At 27.5% G+C, this 24,159-nt stretch carries 21 protein-coding genes and 1 pseudogene; 3 read left to right on the top strand and 19 right to left on the bottom strand.

Going from position 1 to position 24,159, the window contains the following annotated elements:
- Positions 1-24 precede the first annotated feature (24 nt).
- From ARA19_RS01395 to ARA19_RS01355, 11 genes are all read right to left on the bottom strand, one after another.
- Positions 25-6,039 (bottom strand): M60 family metallopeptidase, encoded by a 6,015-nt coding sequence (locus ARA19_RS01395; protein WP_055069169.1) that lies wholly within the window; start codon positions 6,037-6,039, stop codon positions 25-27.
- Between the two features lie 1,152 nt (positions 6,040-7,191).
- Positions 7,192-7,323, bottom strand: coding sequence for a hypothetical protein (locus tag ARA19_RS18075; protein ID WP_278321655.1), 132 nt, complete (start codon positions 7,321-7,323; stop codon positions 7,192-7,194).
- A 96-nt stretch (positions 7,324-7,419) separates the two neighbouring features.
- Positions 7,420-7,857 carry a hypothetical protein gene (locus tag ARA19_RS01385; RefSeq protein WP_055069167.1) on the bottom strand — a complete coding sequence of 146 codons (438 nt, stop codon included), beginning with the start codon at positions 7,855-7,857 and terminating at the stop codon, positions 7,420-7,422.
- Between the two features lie 344 nt (positions 7,858-8,201).
- The gene (locus ARA19_RS17725) at positions 8,202-8,375 is read right to left on the bottom strand and encodes a hypothetical protein (RefSeq protein ID WP_197276543.1); all 174 of its coding nucleotides are present in this window, start codon (positions 8,373-8,375) and stop codon (positions 8,202-8,204) included.
- A 287-nt stretch (positions 8,376-8,662) separates the two neighbouring features.
- The gene (locus ARA19_RS01380) at positions 8,663-9,088 is read right to left on the bottom strand and encodes a hypothetical protein (protein WP_055069166.1); all 426 of its coding nucleotides are present in this window, start codon (positions 9,086-9,088) and stop codon (positions 8,663-8,665) included.
- Between the two features lie 103 nt (positions 9,089-9,191).
- Positions 9,192-9,344 carry a hypothetical protein gene (locus tag ARA19_RS17355; RefSeq protein WP_157452208.1) on the bottom strand — a complete coding sequence of 51 codons (153 nt, stop codon included), beginning with the start codon at positions 9,342-9,344 and terminating at the stop codon, positions 9,192-9,194.
- A 439-nt stretch (positions 9,345-9,783) separates the two neighbouring features.
- Positions 9,784-10,080: a YciI family protein gene (locus ARA19_RS01375; protein ID WP_055069165.1), complete on the bottom strand. Its 297-nt coding sequence runs from the start codon at positions 10,078-10,080 to the stop codon at positions 9,784-9,786.
- Positions 10,081-10,339: 259 nt separating this feature from the next.
- The gene (locus ARA19_RS01370; protein WP_055069164.1) at positions 10,340-11,257 is read right to left on the bottom strand and encodes a DUF2935 domain-containing protein; all 918 of its coding nucleotides are present in this window, start codon (positions 11,255-11,257) and stop codon (positions 10,340-10,342) included.
- 204 nt (positions 11,258-11,461) lie between these two features.
- Positions 11,462-11,863, bottom strand: a complete 402-nt coding sequence (locus tag ARA19_RS01365) for a DUF1259 domain-containing protein (protein ID WP_055069163.1) — start codon at positions 11,861-11,863, stop codon at positions 11,462-11,464.
- A gap of 259 nt (positions 11,864-12,122) precedes the next feature.
- Positions 12,123-12,959, bottom strand: coding sequence for an S-formylglutathione hydrolase (fghA, locus tag ARA19_RS01360; protein ID WP_242862369.1), 837 nt, complete (start codon positions 12,957-12,959; stop codon positions 12,123-12,125).
- Positions 12,946-14,076, bottom strand: a complete 1,131-nt coding sequence (locus ARA19_RS01355; RefSeq protein WP_055069161.1) for an S-(hydroxymethyl)glutathione dehydrogenase/class III alcohol dehydrogenase — start codon at positions 14,074-14,076, stop codon at positions 12,946-12,948. Before ARA19_RS01355 ends, fghA begins: the two co-directional genes overlap by 14 nt.
- A 230-nt stretch (positions 14,077-14,306) precedes the next feature.
- Between ARA19_RS01355 and ARA19_RS01350 the strand changes: the two genes are divergently transcribed.
- Entirely contained in the window at positions 14,307-14,666 is a 360-nt protein-coding gene (locus ARA19_RS01350) for a winged helix-turn-helix transcriptional regulator (protein WP_055069160.1), read from the top strand.
- A 2-nt stretch (positions 14,667-14,668) separates the two neighbouring features.
- On the opposite strand, the gene ARA19_RS17720 is transcribed toward ARA19_RS01350, so the two are convergent.
- From ARA19_RS17720 to ARA19_RS17340, 5 genes and pseudogenes are all read right to left on the bottom strand, one after another.
- Entirely contained in the window at positions 14,669-14,833 is a 165-nt protein-coding gene (locus tag ARA19_RS17720) for a hypothetical protein (protein WP_197276542.1), read from the bottom strand.
- 858 nt (positions 14,834-15,691) lie between these two features.
- Positions 15,692-16,060, bottom strand: a complete 369-nt coding sequence (locus ARA19_RS01345) for a hypothetical protein (protein ID WP_055069159.1) — start codon at positions 16,058-16,060, stop codon at positions 15,692-15,694.
- Between the two features lie 607 nt (positions 16,061-16,667).
- A complete protein-coding gene (locus ARA19_RS01340; RefSeq protein ID WP_055069158.1) occupies positions 16,668-17,360 on the bottom strand; it encodes an ATP-binding protein in 693 nt (230 codons plus the stop codon).
- Positions 17,361-17,475: 115 nt separating this feature from the next.
- A pseudogene (locus ARA19_RS17350) lies at positions 17,476-18,864 on the bottom strand (Tn3 family transposase); the annotation flags it as partial.
- A 749-nt stretch (positions 18,865-19,613) separates the two neighbouring features.
- Positions 19,614-20,333 carry a DUF4158 domain-containing protein gene (locus tag ARA19_RS17340; protein WP_197276540.1) on the bottom strand — a complete coding sequence of 240 codons (720 nt, stop codon included), beginning with the start codon at positions 20,331-20,333 and terminating at the stop codon, positions 19,614-19,616.
- 144 nt (positions 20,334-20,477) lie between these two features.
- On the opposite strand from ARA19_RS17340, the gene ARA19_RS01330 reads away from it, so the two are divergent.
- Positions 20,478-21,053, top strand: a complete 576-nt coding sequence (locus tag ARA19_RS01330) for a recombinase family protein (RefSeq protein ID WP_197276539.1) — start codon at positions 20,478-20,480, stop codon at positions 21,051-21,053.
- A 286-nt stretch (positions 21,054-21,339) separates the two neighbouring features.
- Here the strand turns inward: ARA19_RS01330 and ARA19_RS01325 are convergent, their stop codons facing one another.
- Positions 21,340-22,116, bottom strand: a complete 777-nt coding sequence (locus ARA19_RS01325) for an SDR family NAD(P)-dependent oxidoreductase (protein ID WP_055069157.1) — start codon at positions 22,114-22,116, stop codon at positions 21,340-21,342.
- A 230-nt stretch (positions 22,117-22,346) separates the two neighbouring features.
- Between ARA19_RS01325 and ARA19_RS01320 the strand changes: the two genes are divergently transcribed.
- The gene (locus ARA19_RS01320) at positions 22,347-22,871 is read left to right on the top strand and encodes a TetR/AcrR family transcriptional regulator (RefSeq protein ID WP_055069156.1); all 525 of its coding nucleotides are present in this window, start codon (positions 22,347-22,349) and stop codon (positions 22,869-22,871) included.
- A 337-nt stretch (positions 22,872-23,208) separates the two neighbouring features.
- On the opposite strand, the gene ARA19_RS01315 is transcribed toward ARA19_RS01320, so the two are convergent.
- Positions 23,209-23,580, bottom strand: coding sequence for a TnpV protein (locus tag ARA19_RS01315; RefSeq protein WP_084764131.1), 372 nt, complete (start codon positions 23,578-23,580; stop codon positions 23,209-23,211).
- Between the two features lie 81 nt (positions 23,581-23,661).
- Positions 23,662-24,156, bottom strand: coding sequence for an RNA polymerase sigma factor (locus ARA19_RS16995; protein ID WP_278321665.1), 495 nt, complete (start codon positions 24,154-24,156; stop codon positions 23,662-23,664).
- Positions 24,157-24,159 lie beyond the last annotated feature (3 nt).

The raw sequence follows: 24,159 nt of genomic DNA, 5'->3' as shown, positions 1-24,159 counted from the left end.
TTTGTGATACTAGAACTTTTCTAATTACTTCCTTGCTTCTACAACACTATTCATAAGTTTTGAATCTATATTTATTACTGACTTATTTTTATTTTTAGCTTGTCCACCATTCAAGCTTATTTCTGGTAAAGTATCTAGATTCTCAGGAAGGTCTAAATAGAAAGTATCACTTACTAATCTTTGACCTACAGGTTTATTATTTGAATCTAAACTATTAAATCTATAAAGTTCAGCCTTTATTTTCTTTCCAACCATATTGGCTTCTGCATTTATAAACTTTTCTTGTTGCTCTGGTGTTATCCAATAAATCCAAGTACCACTTGTAACTTCTCCAAGCTCAGCTCCCTCTGGAACTTCTGCAAGCAGTATTGCTTGAGATTCAATTGCAAAGTTTTCATCATTTTCATTTAATACTAAAGGAATATTAAAAGCAGGATCTCCCTTATATTCACCATTTACTATTATTGAACCTTTTGGAATTACCTTACCTTCGGCATATTCATAATCAGCACTTAATTTACCTAATCCATTTTTGTAATTTACCTTATCAAAAGAAAGTCCAATTTCTATGTTATCTCCAGGTTGTCCAATTACATCTAATTCTGCAATGGACATAGTGTCAACACCTTTTGCAACTAATTTTATATACTGTGCATTATTTGCCCAAAGTTCACTATTAGATGAATTACCTGCCTTATTAAAATAAATAGTATTTTCTTTTGTACTATCAAATTTCCCTGAATGGACCTTTGTCCAAGTTTTATTATCATTACTTATAAGAACTTCATAATTATTGATTGGTACATATTCTTCTTTTTTATTTCCAAATAATTTCTTTAAAAGACTTTTTTTAGGTTGAATTCCTGGATTATATTTAAGTCCTGTTACTTGTCTTGAATTTCCAAGATCAACAGTTATATATAAATCTCCTTTTTGGATATTTCCGTTATTATCAGTTCCTCTTTTCGCACTATAAACAGTATTAACATCATTATCAGCTATATTTTTTATTGATGTATTACTTTGACCATGACCACTATCATCTGTAACCTCATCATTTGCTCCAATAGTATTACTCTCAAAGCTCCAAGTATTTTTAGATATACTTCCATCATGTCTAATTTTAACCGTACCAACAGTAACTTCATTAGTTACATTTAAATCATAGTCATAGGCTTTTATTTTATATGTGAATACCTTATTATTCATCCCATCTATTAAATCTGAATAATTAGTTATTCCATCAACACTTTCTTTGTCTCTTTCAACAAAGCCTACTACAGCTTCCTTAATTCCATTTGATGTTGATTCTTGCCTTATAATTTCATAACCTAAAATTTTATCAGTATCTTTATTAACTGAAAGCTTTAATGGAACATTTTTTTGATTTAAATAAGAATTGTTTTGAACCTCTAAATTATCTTTACTTGTTCCAAAAGAAGCCACAACCTTTGTATCCTTAGCCATTTGAATAAATCCCATATTATTAGAATTTATTGCAGCAAGTCTTTTTCTTCTAGCAGAATCATTTAAATATTGTATTTTCTTTTCTTCAACAGGATATTTCTTTGAAGATAAATATTCATTTGTCTTTGGACTTGCTTCTATTCCCCAAGCTAGGAAAAATGGTCTTAAATCTTTTCCTGCTGCATCTGATGCTCTCATAATCCAGCTTTGTTTAAATTGATTATAGCCACTTTCATTTTGTGCTACTCCATTTTCTCTAGCTGCTCTATAAATTTTAGCGTAAATGGTATCATTATTTATATCTGCATCTGAATTTAATTTAAGCATTTCATAAGTGTAGTTATTATCGTACGCAAGATGTAATTGCCAATACATAGCAAGTGCTGTACTTCCACTTGGTCCACCTATAGAACCGGATGTTACCTTATCATAAGTATTCTTGTAAGTACCTTCCTCTAATCTTGACTCATTAACATCATTGAATGTTTGTGTTATAAGTGGAAGTATATTATTTGTTACCTCTGCCTTTGTCAATCCTGGTCTATCATGAACATGTCCTATCTCGTGTCCAATCCCCCATCCAAATAATGAGCCATCTTCTTTATCTATAAGTTCACCATTACTGTTAACCTTAAAAGGAACTCCCATCATCATTGAAGGTACTGAACCATAACCTATTCCAACATGATGTCCTGAAGCATACATAAATGCCCCAGTAAACATTCTTTGATACTTAATATTAATACGATTTTGTGGAACCTTATTTTGATTATAAAATGCTCTTTCACTCTTTCCATTAAGTGTTTCTAAAGCCTTATCTGTTATTTCTCCATCCCCGTCAAAATCTATTGGTGCTTCTATTAATCCTTGCTGTGAATAAGAAACTTTCATTATTTGTTCCCAAGCAAGAAGAGTTTTATAAACTCTTTCAACCTGTTCATCTTCACTAGAAAGTCCTGAAGTTATTCCATTTAAAACTTGATTTGCTGCAAGTGATAAAGTTATTCTATCTCCCTCAATTTCTGTACTATTAAGTATTGATGTCATTGGGTCATAGGTATAAATATTATTTTCCTTGTCCTCTTTACTTGGATACATTTTAGGAAGATTAGAAACGTGACTTTTAAGCTCTTTTATATATTCTCTTATGATTGCCTTGCTTTCCTTCTCTTTGCTTTCATCACTTATAAGTTTATTTAAATTAAGATGTGGTATTTTAGTTGTTCCACTTGTTCTAACCTTAACTACATCATTTTCCCTATAATTTGATTTAAATCTTATGAATAAATTTCCACCTTTTTCATAATCCATTTGAAAAGCTGATTCTGGAATTGTTATTTCATTCTTCCCTGGAACCAACTCCATATCATAAGTCTTTACAGCTGTTCCACTCTCCGCATAATATTGCGTTATTGCAAGTTCAAATTTAGTATTAGGATTTGTTGAACCTATATAAACATTAACTTTATCCCCCGGCTTAGCTGAAACACCTAAAGCCTGCCAGTTATTACTTTGTCCTATAGTATTACCTGAATTAATTATCATTGGATTAAGTACTTTAATATTTTGATCTAAGTTTATATCATCTAAAATATCCTGTGCTCTTTCTATATTCTCTAAGATTAATTTTCTATTTGGATGATATTCCATTGAAGCACTATCTATTGTATTAGCTCTTACTCTCAGAGAGTCTACCTTTTCTTGTGTTACTCCATCTGCAAGCTCTAACATTAATTCATCTTTAAATAATGCTTCGACATCTTTTTCTAAGCTATCATAGTTATAAAATTTAATTTCACTAATACTTGATAAAGGTTCATACATTGGATGTATTCTTAAGGCTACATTTAACTCTTTAGTTTTAATAGGTTCATCCAAAGTTACTTTATAGTATCTTTTTCCATTACTATTTTGAATACTATATTGCCCATTTACATTTACATATTCATTTTTCTCACTATCAAAGTATCTAACAGGAACATAATCATAAGCATTTCCACCATATCCTGCATCAAGTCTTGTTGCTATCATAAAAGTATCCATTTCATACTCTTTATCAAAGGTAATCTTTGGTGAACTTGTATATGATGTATTCCATGTAAATGATGTCCAATATGTTGAATAATCACCATCTACAATAACAAATTTATCTTCAATTCCATTTGGATGATCTGCTACACTATAATTAGAATATTCTATATCAACTATTCCATTAACAGGTGATTCCCCTTTTTCAAATGTTACTTTTGGTGTATTTATAAGCTTATATTTGGGCATTTCTGGCCCTATAAGATTCTCAGTTCTTCCAAGATAGGTTTGTGAAAGTCCACCTGTTCCATGATGATTTGTTGCTGTCATCTTTAACTCATAAGTTTGATCATCATCAAGACCTTTTATTATATATGAAGTATTTCTTATAAGTTCCTCCTTGTCTTCCTTCTCATTTGGCTTTAAATTTATAACTCCATCTGGTATATCATTTTCAATATTACTATCAACATACTTAGGTTCATTAGGATCATTAGCTTTTGTCCATGCTCCTTCTCCAACCTTTCTATAATAAAGATCATAATCCTTAGCCTTTTTATGTGCTTTCCAATTTACTTTTAATCCTTTATAAAGCCCTTCTGCCTTTATACCTTCTGGTCCCTCTGGGGCTGTTTCTGGTACAAGTTGAAGCTCTATTATTGAATCTGAACCATACATTCCATTTTGACTAGCACCACTTTCTAAATTACCTGTTTCAGAATTCCATTCTTGTGGTTTATAATTTTCATCTACATTATCTGGCTTTCCATCTTTATCATTACTGTTATTTTCAAGGTTTGTACTTCCTACTTTTGAAGCATCATACCCTTGTTGATTATCTTTATATCCACTTGACCACTCATCACCACTTAAAGATTGAACACTCACTCTATAAATTTCATAACCCGCCACGTCACCTTCTATTCTTAAAAAATTTTCTGATGTCTTATATTTTCTAGTTGAAACAACTTCTCCTTTATCATTAAGCTTTTCAACTTTAAGTTCATAGGCTGTTACATTAGGTTGATGTTCCCACTTAAATTGCATAAACTCATTTCCTACAGCTGTTGCACTTGTGTAATTATTTATAACTGGAATATTCATTTTAGGTTGTGGAAGTTCTTTATAAACATTATTTATAAATTCTACACTTGCTATTTCTGCTAAGTTTTTATTCCCTCTTCCTCCTGTAACCTTTATAGTTACTTCACTTACAGCAACCTGTTTTCCAAGGTCAATAGTTATTGCCTCAAGAGCTTCTCCATTTGCTGTTTTTTGTGATATCTTTTTTGTATTACTTTCATTAAAATCAACTATTAAATCTGAACCATCTTCATTTCCTTTAGGAATTACTACTTTTCCCTTTGATGGTGCATTCTCCCCCGGTGCCTTTATAATCACAGTTTCCATTTTTGTTGTTCCCATTCTAGTTTTTCCTAGATTTATAGGAATAGCTATAGGATTCTCTTCACTTATTGGAGCATTGTTCGTAGTTTCTAATTTTACAGTACTTCCGTTATCCTTTAATATATTCTTTATTTCTCCTTTAACATTAATGTTTGTTGTATCAACATCTATGCTTACATTATCAGGATTTATTATTGGATTTGTATCTACTATGACTGCACTTCCTAAAGATTTATCTAAGTTTGTATGAATATAAGATAAATCTGTAATATCAACTTTTTGGTCTCTATTTAAGTCAAAATCTAAGTTTTTCCCTCCATCATCTTTTTTGATTTCAGCCTTCATAAGGTCATAATCTACCTTATTTACAGCTCCATCACCATTAATATCTCCAGAAAGAAATACCCCCTTATATTCTTCCTTTATAGCACTATGATTTTCTTTCCCTTCATTATCCATTAATACAGTCTTATCACTTGTTCCAAAGATAACTCTTTTTGAAGTATTTTGTATTTCAATATTAGGAATAACAGCCTTAGCATACCCCACACCTGATATTTCTACTGTATAATTACCAAGCTCTAAATTATTAATACTTAGATGATAAAAAGAAAGCTCCTCTTCTCCATTAATAGGTTTTTTCTTTCCATTTAAAGCTCTTAAGTTATACTCAATGCCTTCATCAATAGTTCCTGAACTTTTATTACTTCCAAGACTTATGGTCCCCTCAAAACCTTTATCATTTTTAATAAGAATATCTATCTTAGTGTCTTCACTAGATTTATACTTTATTGGTGTACTAAAATTCATATCAAGTTCTAAACTTCCTTTAAGCTTATAAGGCTCAGTAACTGAACTTTCATCAGAATTTTCGTTGCTTTCAGAATCCTCTTCTTCCTTTTTATCCTCATCCTCAGGAACTTCTTCTATCTTCTCATCCTCGGTTTTATCTTCCTCTTCACTTTTATTATTCTCAATTTTATTCTCTTCTTTATTTTTAACCTCGTTATTATCTAAACTAACTTTAGCTTCTTCATTTTCCTTAGAAGATATATCCTTTGCATAAACAGCTATTGGACTTAATTGACTTACCATCATAGTAGTAGCTAAAACTGCAGTTATTTTCTTTTTCACCATAAATTCACACCCTTTTAAATAAATAAACTCATAGTCTATTTATCGACTAATCTCTTAATTTTTTTATATATATTTAAAAAAACATTAAATTTTCTTCTTAATGTACTTTCCATAAAAAAAGAAATCTTAGTTGAAATAAATCAACTAAGATTTCTTTTATAAAGTTTCTTATTCTTCTATTAAATATTCTATTTATTAATTACTTTAAATTTTATAAAACAAATAAATAAAAAAAACATCATTTTATCATCATTTTAATAACATTTATCATTAATTAATATAAATGTATTTATTGATAATAAAATTTATAATATAATTTAATATACATATTATAAATTACAGATATTTGGAGGGTTTATGGCTATTTTTCTTGAAGGTATATTTCCAATGATTTTTTTGAGTTACTTTTTCTATATTATTTATTTTTTATTTTTATTGATACCTATATTTTCACAAATACTTTTTCTTCATATATTTAAAATTAAAGATTTATGGAAATTATGTATAGTTATATTTTTAACAGAAGGTCTTATTATAGCACTTTCAAATGTAATTTTGGATCTTTACCTGAACATAAGTGATATTAGTATAAATGACATACCTATGATATTATCTTTATTTCTATTAATCTCAATACTTACAATAATTTCTATTTATATATGTAAAACGCCTAATAAAATAAACATAAAAAAAACATTTTGCTTTTTATCAAGTTATAGTATAAATATATTAATTTTAATATTCATGATTTTAAAATTTAATTTATTTGAATTTTAAATAAATATCTACCAGCTTAGCTAATAGTTTTTCTAATATCTTATCTATATTGATTTTTATATATTCTTTATTTTATTTTTTCTAAATGTATCAACATAATCTCCCTTTCACAAAAACCTCCAAAATATAATATTATTGCTAGATTTAAAAATCACCGATTAACCGAATGTATTAAAGGTATAATACTAATGAAATATATTAAAAGATATACATTTTTATTTAAAAATGTATATCTTTCTAAACTAGTTTTTCCTCATTTAATATTTCTTTACTATTTGATTTATCAAAATTAATTTTATATATATTAAATTTTAATTTTGAATTCTATTTATTTAAATCTCTACTCTATAAAGTTCCTTAAAAAAACTTTATTTTTTATTTTAAAGTTACTTCAATATAATCTCCAAGAGCATGAGGAACACTTAATACAATATTAAGTTGATTAGCATTATAGTAAGATTGAACGTCAGAAAGGTAAGTACCGTTATCATCAGCTCGATTTAGCAAGTCATCTAAGTTTTCTAAATCAAAAACTGTTGAAGCTTCAAATCCATATTAACTTATATCAAAATTATTTATCTAAATTAAAAATCTTTTTTGTTATTACTTAATAACTTTTTTATTAAACATAGCAGTTACAATTAATATTACTAAAAACAATGGAATATTAAGAAAAATAGCAGTATCATCAAAAATAGACAGTTTACTTATATCAAAAACTATACCTTTAAACTCAAATAATGAAAAAACTTGAGCAATTAATGTTATTACAGGATACACCATTACTATTGTAAATCCTATAATTCTTAAGAGATTTATATTGCTTTTCTCTTCCATATTTCTTATGCTTAAAAATATAATAGCCACCCCTATAAGTATGCTATCTAAAAGTGAAATTATAAACTTAGAATTAGCACCAAAAAAACCATAGACCAATCTACAAAGAGCCGCATTATATAGCCCAAAAGGTATAAGTGTAATATATGCTATTACATATGCTTTTAATTTAATACTTTTATTAATTTCTTTTTTATTATTCATATAGAAAGTCTCCTTGTAAATATTACTTTAAGATTAATTATAACTAAATCAGTTTAAATTTATGTTAATCATATTTGAATTTATTCCTAATAAAAATAAAATCTGTAAAATATATAAAAGGTGATTTAAAATATAAAAATTAAAAAATACTAAGAGAGATGTAATCAAAATTATTATTTTTCATATAACCACCTCCAAATTATTCAGTTATATTGTTCTAAGAATATAATTAATCACAAAAAACTCTACATAGAATTGTTTTTACGCAAATCTATATAGAGTTTCATCTTTTATCATTTATTAAATTGTATTGTTCCATAATTATCTTTCTTTATTTATTTAAACTACTTTAATTTTTTTGGTAAGTGCTGAATCTTTCTCCATATAACATCTTTGTTTCTATGTCTAGGCATTTTATCTCCTTGTCTTCGTGCTATAGCAGTTTTCCCATGACCTTCTGATCTCCATATTCCCGAGCTTGGACATAATTCACCAGTTAAACTTTTTCTTCCTATCACTTTATATCACTCCTTAATTAATAAATTTTATATCTATATCATTTTCTCTTTTCTGTCTTGATTATAACATTATAATCATCCTTATGAGTGAACTTAGCATATAACTAAAGTGAATATTGAATGAATATTCTGAAATTAAATAAAGAAAAAATATCCTAACCTTTTCTTTGTCATGCTACTGCTAAAAAGGTTAGAAATAATCACTTTTAATATAAATGTAGACTTAATTCAAGTGGAGTTTCCTTTAGAACATAGGAGTATTGCAAACTCTAATCATCAAATAAAAATTATAATATTTGTATTAGAAATAGAATGAAACAAACTATACCAACAATTGCACAAATCCCACCAATTCTTCTAGCAATATTAATAGATTTTTTTACACCAAATATTTGATTTGTTTGAGGTGTACAATAAGGAAATCTTATCAATGTTCCACCTAATATTATACCTCCCCAAGCACCCATTCCCCATGGAATTAAATTATTACTTATAGCTGCATATATTATTGATGTCACTGGAATACCTATTGTACCTAAAAGAATAAGCAATAAAAATTTAATTTTATTCTTATTAACATCCTCTAAAAAACAATTAAACTCCTTTAAATGTTCTTCAGAACAAAAATTAAAATTTTCATAGATTTCACCACAATGAATCTTTTTTTCTTTTTCTTCTTCTGACAATGTTTTTGAACACCAAGTGCATTTCATAATTCTCACTTCCTAATTACTTAAATAATATTTTTATCTTTTTATTTCCTTTAAATCTATTTAAAATTTTCATATTTATTACTTCACTCCAAACTCTACATAGTTAATACAATTTAAAGTATCTACTAAATTTATTTATTAATATAATCATTAAAAGAAATGGAAAGATTAAAATAAAAAATCCTCCTATTATGCCCGAATTCTCTAAGATTTCTACTATAAAATCTATTAATTTAGACTTAATGTTAATATTCATGTCTTTCCTCCCATTAAAAGCTTGTATTATTTATAATTAAAATATTTGTTTCAACTTATAAATTTGCTTATACAATTTATATATAAATATATATTATAAAAAACATAATCACTATTGCCGGAATTCATATAACTACCTCATTTTTATTTATATGAATATAAACTTTTATTAATCAAAGTTTATAAAAATTATACTTATCTATCAAATTGAATTATTTATGATTTTTTTAGTATATTAAGTTTTATTTACAAATTATTTAATGGAAATTTATTTACTATAATGCACTTTTTAATAAGAAATATTTTTCTATTACACTCATCATAAATATTAAATCTTAATTTATAAAATAAAAAAGCTAGAAACACTTTTCTGTACTTCTAACTTTTCATTTTCCATATAATAAATTACTGCAAATTAATCCTTTTCCCTCTACTATGGATTACTTATTAAACCATTCCTTAGGATTTTCATTGAAGTAATGAGCTGAAAACTCTGTAACTTTATAATCTTGTACTCCAGCAAGTTTAAATGGCTCATTATTTAAATAATCTTCTAAAATTTCAAGAGATTCTGATTTCATAACAAATATTCCACCACTCATGTCCTCTTTAAGTCCAGACATTAATATTAAGCCTTTATTCATTGCTTTTTGAGTATAATCCATATGTACCTTCATTAGCTTATCATCTACTTTATGTTGATTTTTTATTGTTCCTTCTACTATAAAATATTTCATCTTTTTATTCTCCTTCAATATATCTATTAAAAATATTATATCTTTTATCTCAATAAAATTTTTATTCTATATCTCCACTATTTTAAGATATTTTCTTTTATATTCTAATATTAGTTTAATAACATCTTGAAGCTATTTCAATCTTTAGAAGTTGCACCTTATATTTAATTATCCTTATTATAACTTACCTATAAAAAGAGTTAGCATAAAAACTAACTCTTTTAAAATCTAACTATATTTTTATTTTCTATCTTCATAATTACTCATTACATTCATAACTTCTTAGTAAGCGTATATAATGATTTGCTTCTCTTAATACATGATCAGCAAGAAGTGGTAACATTATAGATTTTATTTTACAATCAGCTATCCCCTTTGTACCAGCTTCCTTAAAATCTCTTAACTTAATTGTTTCTGCTAATGTACTATTTGTAATACTTTCCATTGTTAATTCAGTAGCACTATCCGCCTTTTTAATTAATTCATTGAACTCTCCTGCAAATTTATTTGAAGTAGCTATTAATTTATTTTCACTAGGGTCAAGTAATCCTCTAATAAACAAAGAATGCTCCATCATAATTCGATTCCAAAATAGTTCATTTTTTTTAACCTCATTCCTCTCTATATCCTCATTATTTTCAATTCTTTTTACATATTGACGATATAAGTTTGCCTCTCGTATTATGTGTTCAATAAGTAATGGATAATTTACTGTAAACAACTTACAATTTAACATACAATGTAAGATTTCTTTTTTAAACTCTATTAATCCATCTAGCAATTTTATAGCTCTGTTATTAATACTTTTTACGCAATTCACTACCTTACTATCAATATTACAAGCAGGTCTATGCTCTAACTCTTTCTCCATTGATGTTATTTTATAATTAATGTCTATATTTGTATAATAGCTTGTCTTTTTTTCTGCATCCAAAGTATATTCAGTGAAAATTTCTCCAGAATTTAATACAGATTTTCTAACCCTTCCATTACTTATCTTAACTACATCTAGTAAAAGTTTTTCAAAGTTTACCTTATAATTATCAGCCTCCTTAGAAAACTTCTTATTTTTAGGAGTAAATCCTATCTCTAAAAATAAAGAATGTTCCTTCATAATTCTCCCAAAAAAGAGGTGTAATTCTAGTGATGACATAACATATTTTTCTCTACTTATCATAATCCTCTATCCTATAATTTTTTTATATTATATTCTTCACAGAGTCATTACGTTCCTTATTCTACTAAATAACCTTTTTTAACTAATTTCACTACAATATTATCCATATAATTTCACATTTTTTACTTAATTATATATTTCAAACAAACTTAGTCTAACAAAAAGAGTTAGCATTACGCTAACTCCTTAAAATTTAACTTTATTTTAGCATTTTAAAACTTTCAAAGCTTCTGCTACTTTTTTGGCAAAATCTAATGGACAATCAATTGATTGAAAATGAATATACATAAGTCTTGGATCCTCACATAACCAATGGTTATGAATTGCAGTTACTAATATTCCTCTTTGTCTTAATGCTGAAACAAATCTATTTATTTCTTCTTGAAGTATAACTGTCTCGCCTAAATTAAGTGTTTTACCACATTTATCTGGACACTCAAAAGAGAATAATGCTGATAATGCTAATGGGGATCTTGTTCTTCTTCCTAATATTCTTGCATTTATATTTCTCATAAATGTTACTGTACAAACATTATTGTCTTTACTTAAAATTTCAGCACCTAATATTCTAGCAAACTCATTACAAACTCTACAAAACTTTTCCATACCTTTTCTCCATCACTTATTACATTTTATTTAGATAGTAAAATACTTATCTATTCTACATAATATGATGTCAAGTTCATTTTTGTTAAGATTATTATGAAAAGTAGTTGATAGAGTATTGAATACTACACATTATAAAATTAAAGATTCTTTTTCTTTATTTTAGTTTTATTATTTTTCTATAGTAAAAAGAGTTAGCTTTTACACTAACTCTAATAGTAAATCTTCCTATTTCTTAATACAGTAATAAAAAGATTAATTATTTTAAATACTTCATATGGAAAGCAAAATGCTCCTCTAAGAAAGTAGCAATAAAGAAATAGCTATGATCATAACCTTCAACCTTCTTATAATTTACTACTTGGTTATTTTCCCTAGCATTTTCTAAGAAAGTACTTTCTTCTAATTGTTCTAGATAAAAATTATCCTTAGTTCCTTGGGTAATAAGAACAGGAGGTACATCAGTTTTTTTGACTAATTCTGAAGCATCCCATTCTTTCCAAGAGTCTATATCTTCACCTAAGTAAGTTGAAAATGCTTTTATTCCCCATGGAACTTGACTAGGAGTTAAAATAGGAGCAAAGGCAGAAATAGCTTTGAATCTCGCAGCATTTTTCATACCTATTACTAAAGCTCCATGACCTCCCATTGAGTGTCCCATTATACTTTCTTTTCCTGAAAAATTAGGTACTAAAGTTGAGGCAATAGCTCTTAATTCCTCTGTAATATAAGTATACATTTTATAATTCTTTGCCCATGGCTCTTGTATTGCATCTAAATAGAAACCTGCGCCTTGCCCAAGATCCCATGCTTCATCATCAGCAACATTTTCTCCTCGTGGTGAAGTATCTGGAATAATAACTGCCACTTGGTATTTTTCAGCCAATCTTTGAAATCCGCTTTTTTGAGTAAAATTATCATCTGTACAAGTTAATCCAGATAACCACCAAATAAGAGGAATTTCTTTCTTTTCTTTATTTGAAGGTAAATAAATACTAAATGTCATATCACACTTTAAGACTTCTGAATAATGGCTATACTTGCATTGCTCACCATTAAAAGAAAAATGCTTTTCAAGCTCTTTAAGCTTCATCATTAGAATCTCCATATGTTAAAATTGTACGGATTGATTCACCTTTATGAAGTAAATCAAATGCTTCATTGATATCTTTGAAGTCTAAGTGATGTGTGATAAATGAATCTAAATCTATTTTACCTTCCATGTAATCTTCAATCATCCCTGGTAGTTCACTTCTTCCTTTAACTCCACCAAAGGCTGAACCACGCCATACTCTACCAGTTACTAATTGGAATGGACGAGTATGAATTTCTTCACCAGCACCTGCTACACCAATAATAATACTTTCTCCCCATCCTTTATGACAACATTCAAGAGCAGACTTCATTACTTCAACATTACCAATACACTCAAAGCTATAATCTACTCCTCCATCTGTCATTTCAACTATTACTTCTTGAATTGGTTTATCAAATTTAGAAGGATTTATAAAATCAGTTGCTCCCATTTTTTTAGCTAATTCAAACTTATCTTCATTTAAATCTATTGCTATAATTCTGCTTGCTTTTGCTTGAGCAAGACCTTGAACAACAGCTAATCCAATAGCACCTAAACCAAATACAGCTGTTACAGCTCCTTCTTCAACCTTTGCTGTGTTGTGTACAGCCCCAATACCTGTAGTAACACCACAACCAAATAAACAAACCTTATCAAGTGGTGCCTTTGGATCAATTTTTACTAATGATATTTCAGGAAGTACTGTATATTCACTAAATGTACTTGTTCCCATGTAATGATAGATAGGCTCTCCATTATAAGAAAAACGTGTTGTTCCATCTGGCATTAAGCCTTTACCTTGAGTTTCTCTTACAGCACTACATAAGTTTGTTTTACCAGAACGACAAAATTTACATTCTCCACATTCAGCTGTGTATAGTGGAATAACGTGATCTCCTGGTTTTACTGAAGTAACTTCATCACCTACAGCAACAACAACTCCAGCCCCCTCATGACCTAATACAGCTGGGAATATTCCTTCTGGGTCCTTTCCTGATAATGTGAAAGCATCTGTATGACAAACTGAAGTATATAGAATCTTAACTAATACCTCTTTTGCTTTTGGTTCTTCTACATCTATTTCTACAATTTTAAGTGGTTCTCCTGCTTTAAAAGCAACGGCTGCTCTACTTTTCAAAACAAATTCCTTCTTTCCTTTTAAAATTTTTCTTTTGTAATATATAAATTTCACAAGTGAAATAACATCATATAAGTGTTGTTTTATCTAGAATAACTATATAAGTTCTAGACATAATAAAACTTTTTAATACGACATCTATATTTCCATAGTAATAAAGTATAATTCATCATACAATACTGACTTTTTTGTCAGTATAGATATAATATAAATAAAAGGAGTGAAAATACATGACAATTTATTATAAAGAAAGAGCCTACTTTACCACTAAAGATTTGGCATTATCAGTTATAGGAGGTCGTTGGAAAATAGCTATTATATGGTGTTTACTTCAGCAGTCTCCACTAAGATTAAGTGAGCTACAAAAAAAACTTCCTCAAGCTAATCAACGTATGTTAATTAGACAATTAAGAGAGTTAGAAGATGATAAAATAATTACTAGAACTGTATACCCTGTTGTCCCTCCTAAAGTTGAATATGAACTAAGTGAACTAGGTTATCTTCTAAAACCTGTTATAACTTCCATCTGTGATTGGGGAGATATTTTTAGTAAATTCTTAGAAGAAGAAGCTAATAAAACATCTTCCTAATTTTACTTTCCGATAACCTTTTCTTGTTCTCTTTGAAGGATTATATTTAAAATATTAGCATAAAAGTCTTTTTCCTCTTTATTTTTAGCTTTTCTAAAAAGATCCATAATATCTTTATAGGTATAACTAAAAAAAATATCATATAATTCTAATTTTTTATTATCCATTATTCAGCACCTCCATTAACTAACATATTATCTTAATTGTATACTACTCAAAATCTATAATAAACATTAATCATTACAAAAAAGTTAGCGTAAAAGCTAACTTTTCTTTTAAAACTCCTATACCATTTTAGTAATTCATCTTTTACAGCTTAACAACAACCAACTAATAAAAAAATTAATCAATGTTGTACACAACTTTAAATTTAGATGTACCTTTCTTTATATTAATACAATCTCAAATACTTTAATTATCTAACAAACACTTTTGTTTGTCCTACTATTTTTCTTGTATTTACCCATAAAAATTCTTCTTAGCTATCAGAATCATTATTTTATTTAGGATATCTTAATCTTATACTATTCTCATCTAGTTCTTTCATATTTTTAAAAAAAACCTCCATATTATTCAGTAATACCTCTTCTATTTCTAATGTTTCATTATATTTTAAATATTTTCTTAATGTGCTCCATAATCTTAAAAAACTATGATTAAATTTCGGTATTTTCCCTACTGATATTATATAAACTTAATTTAAAAATTCACTTAAATATAAAAATAAATAGCTAGTAAATACTACCTCCTTAATCTCTATTTATTTTTTCTATTGCCACTTATTTGACCTATAATTTTATATTTATTTTATAAAAAAAATAAAGCCCCCAAAAGTTATGCTTTTGAGGGCTAAAATATATTACTACTCGCTTTTTAACTTCTTATTCTTTTCATTAGCTTTAAAAATAATTTTATCTACATCTATATTATTAAGAATCTTTTTTCTCTCCTTATATAACTCTAAATATTCAGGATTTTTATTAATAAAACTATATACTAATTTTTAGATTTTGGATACTTCTTTTTTAGTTCTTTTTTACAACTTTTCTTTCACCATTTTTTAATACCCTAACTAAAGAAGTAGATGCATTATTTCTTCCTATTTTTCTGTAATATTCCAATAACCCAATATTGTAGAAATCATTATAGCTTAGTATTAATTTATCTGTAACAATACTTTTAGGTACCAATATAATTCTATTACCATTAATACTTGGTAATTTATATTCTATATTAACCCACTTCTTTAAGTCTTCATCCCAAATATTATTTTTGAATGATGTCATTGGTATATTATAAATATTACACTGATTTTGAGTAAATTCTATTAAATACTTCCTAATAACATTTGTCGTTATATCTGATATACTATCTTTTCCAATTCCATCTATCATTAATTCACAATCTGATAAATCCTTTAAATTTCCGGTTTTAGCAGCCTTACTTTTAGCTAATTTTTGATATAATTTAATAGCTTTTTTTCCTCTTACACCATTTCCATCTATAGAATCTTCGATAACCCTAAATGAGTTTCTGATGGTTCTTTTAAACCATTTAAAATACGTTTTGCATTTACTTCATCATTTTTCCTTATTAAGTTTATAACTTCACTGAAAAATTTATAATAATATTATTGCACTTTTTAGCAAAATCGCCTCTTAATTTTGTAAATATATATGGGTCTATAAATAATTTCAAGTCATCATTTAATTCTATATCTACAAATTCTAAATCCTCTTGATTTTTTTAATATTGTATAATGTTGATATTTTTATATTAATCACCTCATAATTTTATTTTATCTATGATTAACTAAAAAACAAAATCTATAATACTTTTATTCTCTCCTTTTTCACTTATTTAGAAAAAAGTCTTGAAATAAATACAATATTAATATACAATGTTAAATAATTAACAATAATATTAAAAATTAATTTGTATTTATTTACTTTTGAGCAAGAATAGCGCCAACTATTTTGCTCTTTTGTTTTTTAGGAATGTTTATTTTATATTTGGCAAACTATTAAATGCTCCTGATAAATATTGTTTAACAATTTTACTATCTTCTCTTATACCTTTAAAATTTGCTAAACATTCAATTTTACTAACTCCATACTCATTTTTATCTATAAAATATATTTGGTCTTTTCTCAAATCTTCATCCAACAGCATTATATTGTGTGTAGTACAAATTAATTGTGCATTCGTTGTGTTGGAATTAAAAAGCCTTACTAAATGATTTACTAATAGTGGATGTAATCTTGCATCTATTTCATCTATTATTATAACTTTACCATTTTCTATAGCGTCAATTATAGGTCCTACTATTTCAAACATCTTTCTTGTTCCATTAGATTCAATCCCTATGTTTTTTTCTATAGTCCCAACTTCTGACCAATCTTCAGAATATACTTTATGAAGAACCTTTAAATCTACCTTTTTAACTGATGGTAAAGTTTCTAATTTATTCCTAGCACTCTTTTTTAAAGATTCCATAAAGAAATTTCTACTCTCATCCTCTTTAATTTCTAAATTGATATCTAAAACATCTATAGCCGCTTTGTTAAGAAAATTCAATACTTTTTCTTTATTCTCTTCGTTATCTTCTATATAGCTAACAGTAGATGATAAAAACTCATTTGTATCGTCTCCATCAAAAATTTCGATACTATCAAACCATTTATATATTTTCATAGCAAGTTCATTATTCCCAAAATTAGCCCATGATAAAAATAACGCATCCTCTCTTGTATTTTGAATTAAATGCTTAACATTATCAAAATCACTTGTAACACTAATATCTTTCCAGCTAGAACTTTTTTAAATTATAATTAATATATTCACCAATAGATTCTTTATAATTTATTGCTTTTTCTAAATATAATGTGTTCCAAATATTAATAGCATTTATTATTAAATTCAATGCACTTGCTTTTTGAAGTTGATTTTGCATAGTTCGTTCTCTTACTTCCCCTTGTTTACCAAAGAATATTGCTCTAGCAAGTCCATTCATTTCTTCTCCTTTGTTTAACCCCTTTTGAATTTTTCTTCTCAATTCTTCATTTGAAATATAATCTAAAATAAATATAGTTTTTTCTATTTTACCCATTTCTCTTAATGCAGTAGCTAAGCTATTTTGTCTAGGATAAGAAGCTAACTTACTAATTATCAAAGATGATGTAACTGTACCTTCCTTTATTGAACTAGCTAATCTTAATACTTCATCATAATTATCTTTAATATTTTTTTCATTAATTTTTCCTTTTAAAATTCCATCTAAATTTGAAAATTTATCACACTTGTTTAAAGTAAATAGTTTAACATCAGATAAATCTCTAATTCTTGGTGCAAATCTAAATCCAAGTAAATATATCAAAGCAAATACTTGATCTGTATATCCGGCTGTATCTGTATAATGTTCTTCTATATTTAAATCAGTATCATTATTTAATAATCCATCTAAAACATGAGTAGCATCTCTAGAATTAGTATTTATAATTTTTGAATAATAAGAAGAAAATTGATCACTAGTGAATCTGTATATTGTGATTCCTTTTCTAGTTCCATAATGCGGATTAGAGACTGCATGTAGTGAAGATACTCCAAGTTGAAGTCTCATCCCATCTGAAGATGAAGTGTTTCCTTCACCCCAATATTTAGCAAGTTTCAATTTATTGTGATAATTTACTAAGACCGTTTGTGCTCTAGACATAGCATCATCATACATACGCCATTGAGAGACACTAGATAATTGTTTATAAGTAATTCCTGGAGTTGCATCCGCCATTTTGCTTAATCCGATATTTGTTCCCATTCCTAATAAAGTAGCCATAATTAAAATAGTATCTTCTGTATCGGGCTTTTTATTAGTATATGCATGAATAAATTCTTTATGAAATCCAGTTATTCTTGCAACATCCATAAGTAAGTCTGTAAGCTTAATTTTAGGTAAAAGCTTATATAGGCTACAACTAAGTTCTTTAGATTCTTTAGGAGTAATATTTTCTAACCTAGATATTGAAATTTTACAGTTATCAATAGAAATAGTACTAATATTTTTTATATTTTTAGATAACCACCTAAGTCTTTCATTAAGATTATTTAGTCTATCTTGTATATATTCATCAAAAGATAAACTTACAGATAATTTATTGTTTTCTTTTGAGTTAATCCATTCATTTTTTGACAACAAATAATCCTCAAAATCTTTCTACTGTTTACTACCTGATATAGATATATCTCCAGCTTTAACACGACCTCTTAGCTCAGTCACTACAGCCATTTCATAATAGTGTCTATTTATAGATCCATCCTTCTCAAAAACATGATTTTTCCAACGTTTAGATATAAAATCTACTGGAGAATTATCCGGAATCTTACGCTTTCCACTTTTATTCAAAGATTTTATTATTTCAATTGATTCTAGTATTGCTTCATTTAATTTTGTAGATTTAAACTCTAATACTTTTAATAATTTAGGAGTATATCTTCTTAAAAATGAATAACGTTAAATCTAAATAATCATAATCTTCTGGTCTAGTAAGTGTTTTGGCTTCTTCAATTGACTTTATAAGTGTTGAACAGTCCATTATTTCTTCAATAACTTTATATGGATCCAGGTTATTCTCTTTAGCTTTTATTAAAGCTTTACCAATGCTAGTGAATTGAATTTTTTTCGTTTATTTTTTTACCATTTTGCTTTTGAAGTTCTTCTTGAGCTTTTCTCCCCTTAGCCATTAAAGTAATGATTAATCTATCATGAATTTCAAAAGATTTACCTATTAAATCTTTTGATAAATTTAATAAAAATACAACAAGTAAAGCATGTCTTTTATCAGCATTAAATTCTCTAAATGCAAGTGGTTCATAGCGTTGTCCTAAGCTATATATTTTATTAATCTTATTTGGATGTAAGTCAGCTACGTTAATAGATTCTAATTTTATTAATCATATATATTCTAATTTATCAATAGCTTTCAAAAAATTATCAGGTGAAGGTGCTCCGATTGGCTCCTTCAACCATCCTAAAATAGTTTTGCCTTTTAATTTATTTGAATGTAAAAATACTATATCATCAAGTTTCTTTCTTTGAATTTGATTTAGTGAACTTATTATTGTATTTGTTACAAACTTTTCAGATTCATTTTTTGATTCCCATACAAGCTTTTCAATTGTTATTATTGCAGGTAATATAACTTTTTGTTCTCTTAAATAATCTATAGCTCTATTCATTAAAATTAATGTATCATCATTTTTAGTTGCAATATTAAACAGATATACTTTTGTTTTTTCATATATCTCAGAGTTTAATAAATTAAATTCATAATGACTTCTAATTTCTTGGAGATGGTTCCAAATAGTATTTTCTCTCTTAGCATAATACTTCAATGCTTTTGGAACTGTTCCTACTTGTTTGGCAATATACTTAATTACATTTTCAGGTATATATTTAAAACTAGTATATGACCAACCAGGATAACGCAATAATGCTAATTGTATTGCAAATCCCAATTTATTTTCTTCTTTTCTATGTTTCATAATTATTTCTAAGTCTTCTTTTGAAAATGTATAGTAAGATCCAATAGAAAATTCATCTTCAGGTATTTTCATAAATGAACTTCTTTGATCTTTAGCAAATAGTTCTCTTCCACGTATTAAGTTAGACATTAACTTCGCCCCCATTACAATAACCTATAAAAACATTATAAAGTATCAGTAGAGTATACCCTATTGATACTTTATAATAAACATGATAGAATCTACCTTTGTCAAGTCCCATAAGACTTGTTTCAGAATAGGAGTGAAAAAATAATGAAATTAGGTTATGTAAGAGTAAGTTCTCAAGATCAAAATGAAGAAAGACAAATTAGACAATTAAATGAAATTGGAATGGATTTTATTTACAAAGAAAAAGTTTCAGGAGCAACAATTAATAGAGAAAAACTAAATGAAATGATTAATACTTTAAAAGTAGGAGATACAATTTATGTAACTGATTTAACTAGAATCACGAGAAGCACTAAAGATTTATTTTTGTTGATAGAAAAAATTAAGAGTAACGGGGCAAATTTAAAATCACTTAAAGATACCTGGATTGATTTATCTGAAAGTAATCCATATAGCGATTTTTTAATAACTGTAATGGCTGGAGTCAATCAACTTGAAAGAGATCTTATAAAAATGAGACAAAAAGAAGGAATAGAAATTGCAAAATCTCAAGGTAAATATAAAGGCCGATTAAAAAAATATAACAAGAATCATGAAGGAATGAATTATGCAATTAAGCTATATCATGAAGGTGACATGACAGTTAAACAAATTTGTAAAATAACCAATATATCTAAATCATCACTTTATAGAAGACTTTCAGAAGAAAAAACAGTATAAGTTACAAATATTTTAAAAAGTCTGTAAACCCTTGGTATAAGCTAGGAAAATGCTCTTAATGTTGTAAATTCTCATTTTCCTGACGCTCCCCCTCTCTAAGCCTTTCAAAAAATCACACAAGGTATTTGTACTAACCTGTGGTTATGTATTTAATTGTTTATTTTTGGTAACAAAAAACACCGTATTTCTACGATGTTTTCTGTCTTTCAACTATGTCATACCGACAAACTGAAAGTTATTGCCAAAAGCGAAAGAACTCTCTATTTTGTTACTATAATCTTATTTTTTATTTAATTTTTTGCTGAATACACCATACTTTCATCATAATCTTCTGTGGCACAATCTTTGAAAGTAGATGTGTAAATTTAACATACAGTCCATATACAGAAATATCCTTTCCCTTTTTCGCATCTTTCAAAGCCTTTGCCGCAACCACATCAGGCGTTACCATTCCTAAAAAGTTATTAGTACCTTTCTTTGCACCGATTACAGCACTATCTAAAAGACCGGTTTTTATAAAACCCGGACAAACAGCAGTTGTATGAATACCTTTATCCTTTAATTCCACATTCAATGCTCTTGTATAATTTCGGACAAATGCTTTTGTAGAGCTATAAATATTCTGATATGGAAGAGGAAAAAAAGAAGCTTGAGAAGCAATATTGATAATATGGCTGTGTTCTTTCATATATGGAATGCAAATCAATCCGATTGCTACAACAGCATTAACATTTAGGTCAATCATATTAAGCGATTCCTCAAGGCTAATATCATCGTATGAACAAAACTTTGCAAATCCGGCACTGTTAACGAGATACTCAACTTTGACACTACTCTGATTAAGCAACTGTTTAAGTTTTGTGTAACTGTTTCTATCGGACAAGTCCATAGGAACTGTGCGAACTTTTCCGCCAAATTCACTTTTGATTTTTGCAAGTTTATCTTCGTTTCTTGCAATAGCCCAAATTTCTTCTACTCCTTTTTCAGTAGAAAATAATTTTATAAACTCTTTTCCCAGTCCACCGCTAGCACCTGTTACGATGGCAATTGATTTGTCTGACATATTAAATCCTCCTACTATCATTCACTTAAATCCATAAAAAGAATTTATCATTTTTCAATACATCTATCATAACCTTTAGATATGATTTTTTCTATCTATTTGTATAGAATAAGCGATTTGACATAAATATATATATTCGATATGATATATAATGTATCTGATACTAATCATACCACATTTAATTACTTATTCAAGTATCTAACCTGATACAAAACAAGGAGAAATGTCTTATGGATAAAAGAATGATAGCAAATCAAAAAGTGAAAAACAATTTATTAAAAGCACTCATTGAATTATCCCAAATCAAAAAATGGTCTACTATAACGGTTACCGAGTTGATTGAAAAATCCGGTGTTGCAAGAGCATCTTTTTATCGTAATTTTTCATCTATTGAAGATATTATTGATTATGGGGTTATGGAGATGGTAAAAAAGTATAATGAGGAAAATCCATCAAATGATGAAAACTTTCACGATAAAAAGCTTATACTTTTCAAGTTTGAATTTTATAAAAAGTACGCTGACCTTGTATTGACTTTTCACCATGCACAAGCACCGCAAACTCTACTTACTGTGATTGATGACTTTATGATAGACGTCTATGGAGATATGCCTTCAAATTCTATTTCAAAATATGAATTATATTACTATTCCGGTGCGTTTTATAATATGGTCATACATTGGTTAGAGAATGGAACCAAAGAAAGTCCTGAAGATATGGCAAGAGAGTTTATGCGTATAACAAATTGCAAGTAGCAGCATTATCGGTTTAATAATATTCCTCAGTAAATACGGAACACTTTCAGACTGAAAACAAGAAAATGTGCTACCCAAAATACTATTACACTCAATATTTCCATTGAAGATAAGCTGACTCATTCTTGTTTAAGAGTTCTTTTTTAGTTATACCTCTCGCTCTGTTTATATCTAACACAAATTCCTTTTTATCGCTCTTAATTGAATATATTGTATCACATCTTTGCAAACTTTTTTACCACTTCGATTATACTCACGACCTAATGACTTCTTGGATACTTGCCGAAAAAGAAAAACTGCTATCAATCGACAGCAGTTCCTTTTCGGCTGGTATTTTTTATGAATACACAATATCATTCAATACAATCTCATCTGCACAGGCTCGAATATTATTCATAAGTCCGACCCATCTCATCATACCCTCCGCTTTTAGTTTTTCCGTTACATCTTGCTTTATCGCCATATCTTTTATTAGAAACTCCGCCATATTACAAGCTGAAGTATCAATTTCAACAAGGTGTTCATATAGTTTTCCGCTTGTAAGCAGATTGAAATATAAAATTTCCCTATGCTCTCTTAAATAACGCTCTCGTAATCGCCAATATTTTGAGAGAGTAGGCTTTTCTTCCACACTCAAGCAGGGATAGTAGTAATCTCCGATGAGTTCGTATCGGATACCTGTTCTTTCGTCTGTAATAAATCTTTGCATTCTGCTTTCTCCTTTTGCTTCTTGTGATAAAACTCCAAAGTTTTCTTATTGTGGTTTATCTTCTGACATTCCTCAGAAGACCTAGCACCATTTTTTCCCCGAAAACATATCATAAAAATAAATTTTATAAAATGAAAAAGCTAGATTTTTAATAAAAAAACTTAGCTTTTTCTTTGCAGAAAATAATCTACTTTTTACAGTACCTATTGGAATATTATTTATTATTGATATTTCTTTCAATGAAAGTTCATCATAATAAAATAATGAAACAACTTCTTTTTCTTTCTCAGATAATTTATTTAAAAATTTACTTATTAGGTTCTTATAGTCTTCCTGTATAACTAAATCTTCTTGAGATAAATTTTTATCTTTTATATAAGTTAATTCACTAACATCTGTGCCGTGAATAATATTTTTATGTTTAATTAAATTCCTTAAATACATATTAATCTTATTTAGTGTTATTTTTTTCAACCAACTATCAAAAGCTTCTATATTTTTAAGCTTTCTTATTCCATTTATAACATCAATAAAAATTTCTTGTGTAATATCTTCAGATAAACTTTTATCTTTTATTTT

The sequence above is a fragment of the Clostridium massiliamazoniense genome (assembly GCF_001403635.1).
Lineage (GTDB): Bacteria > Bacillota > Clostridia > Clostridiales > Clostridiaceae > Sarcina > Sarcina massiliamazoniense.
Note: the sequence above shows the minus strand (reverse complement) of the source record. Positions and strands in the feature narration are given on the sequence as shown.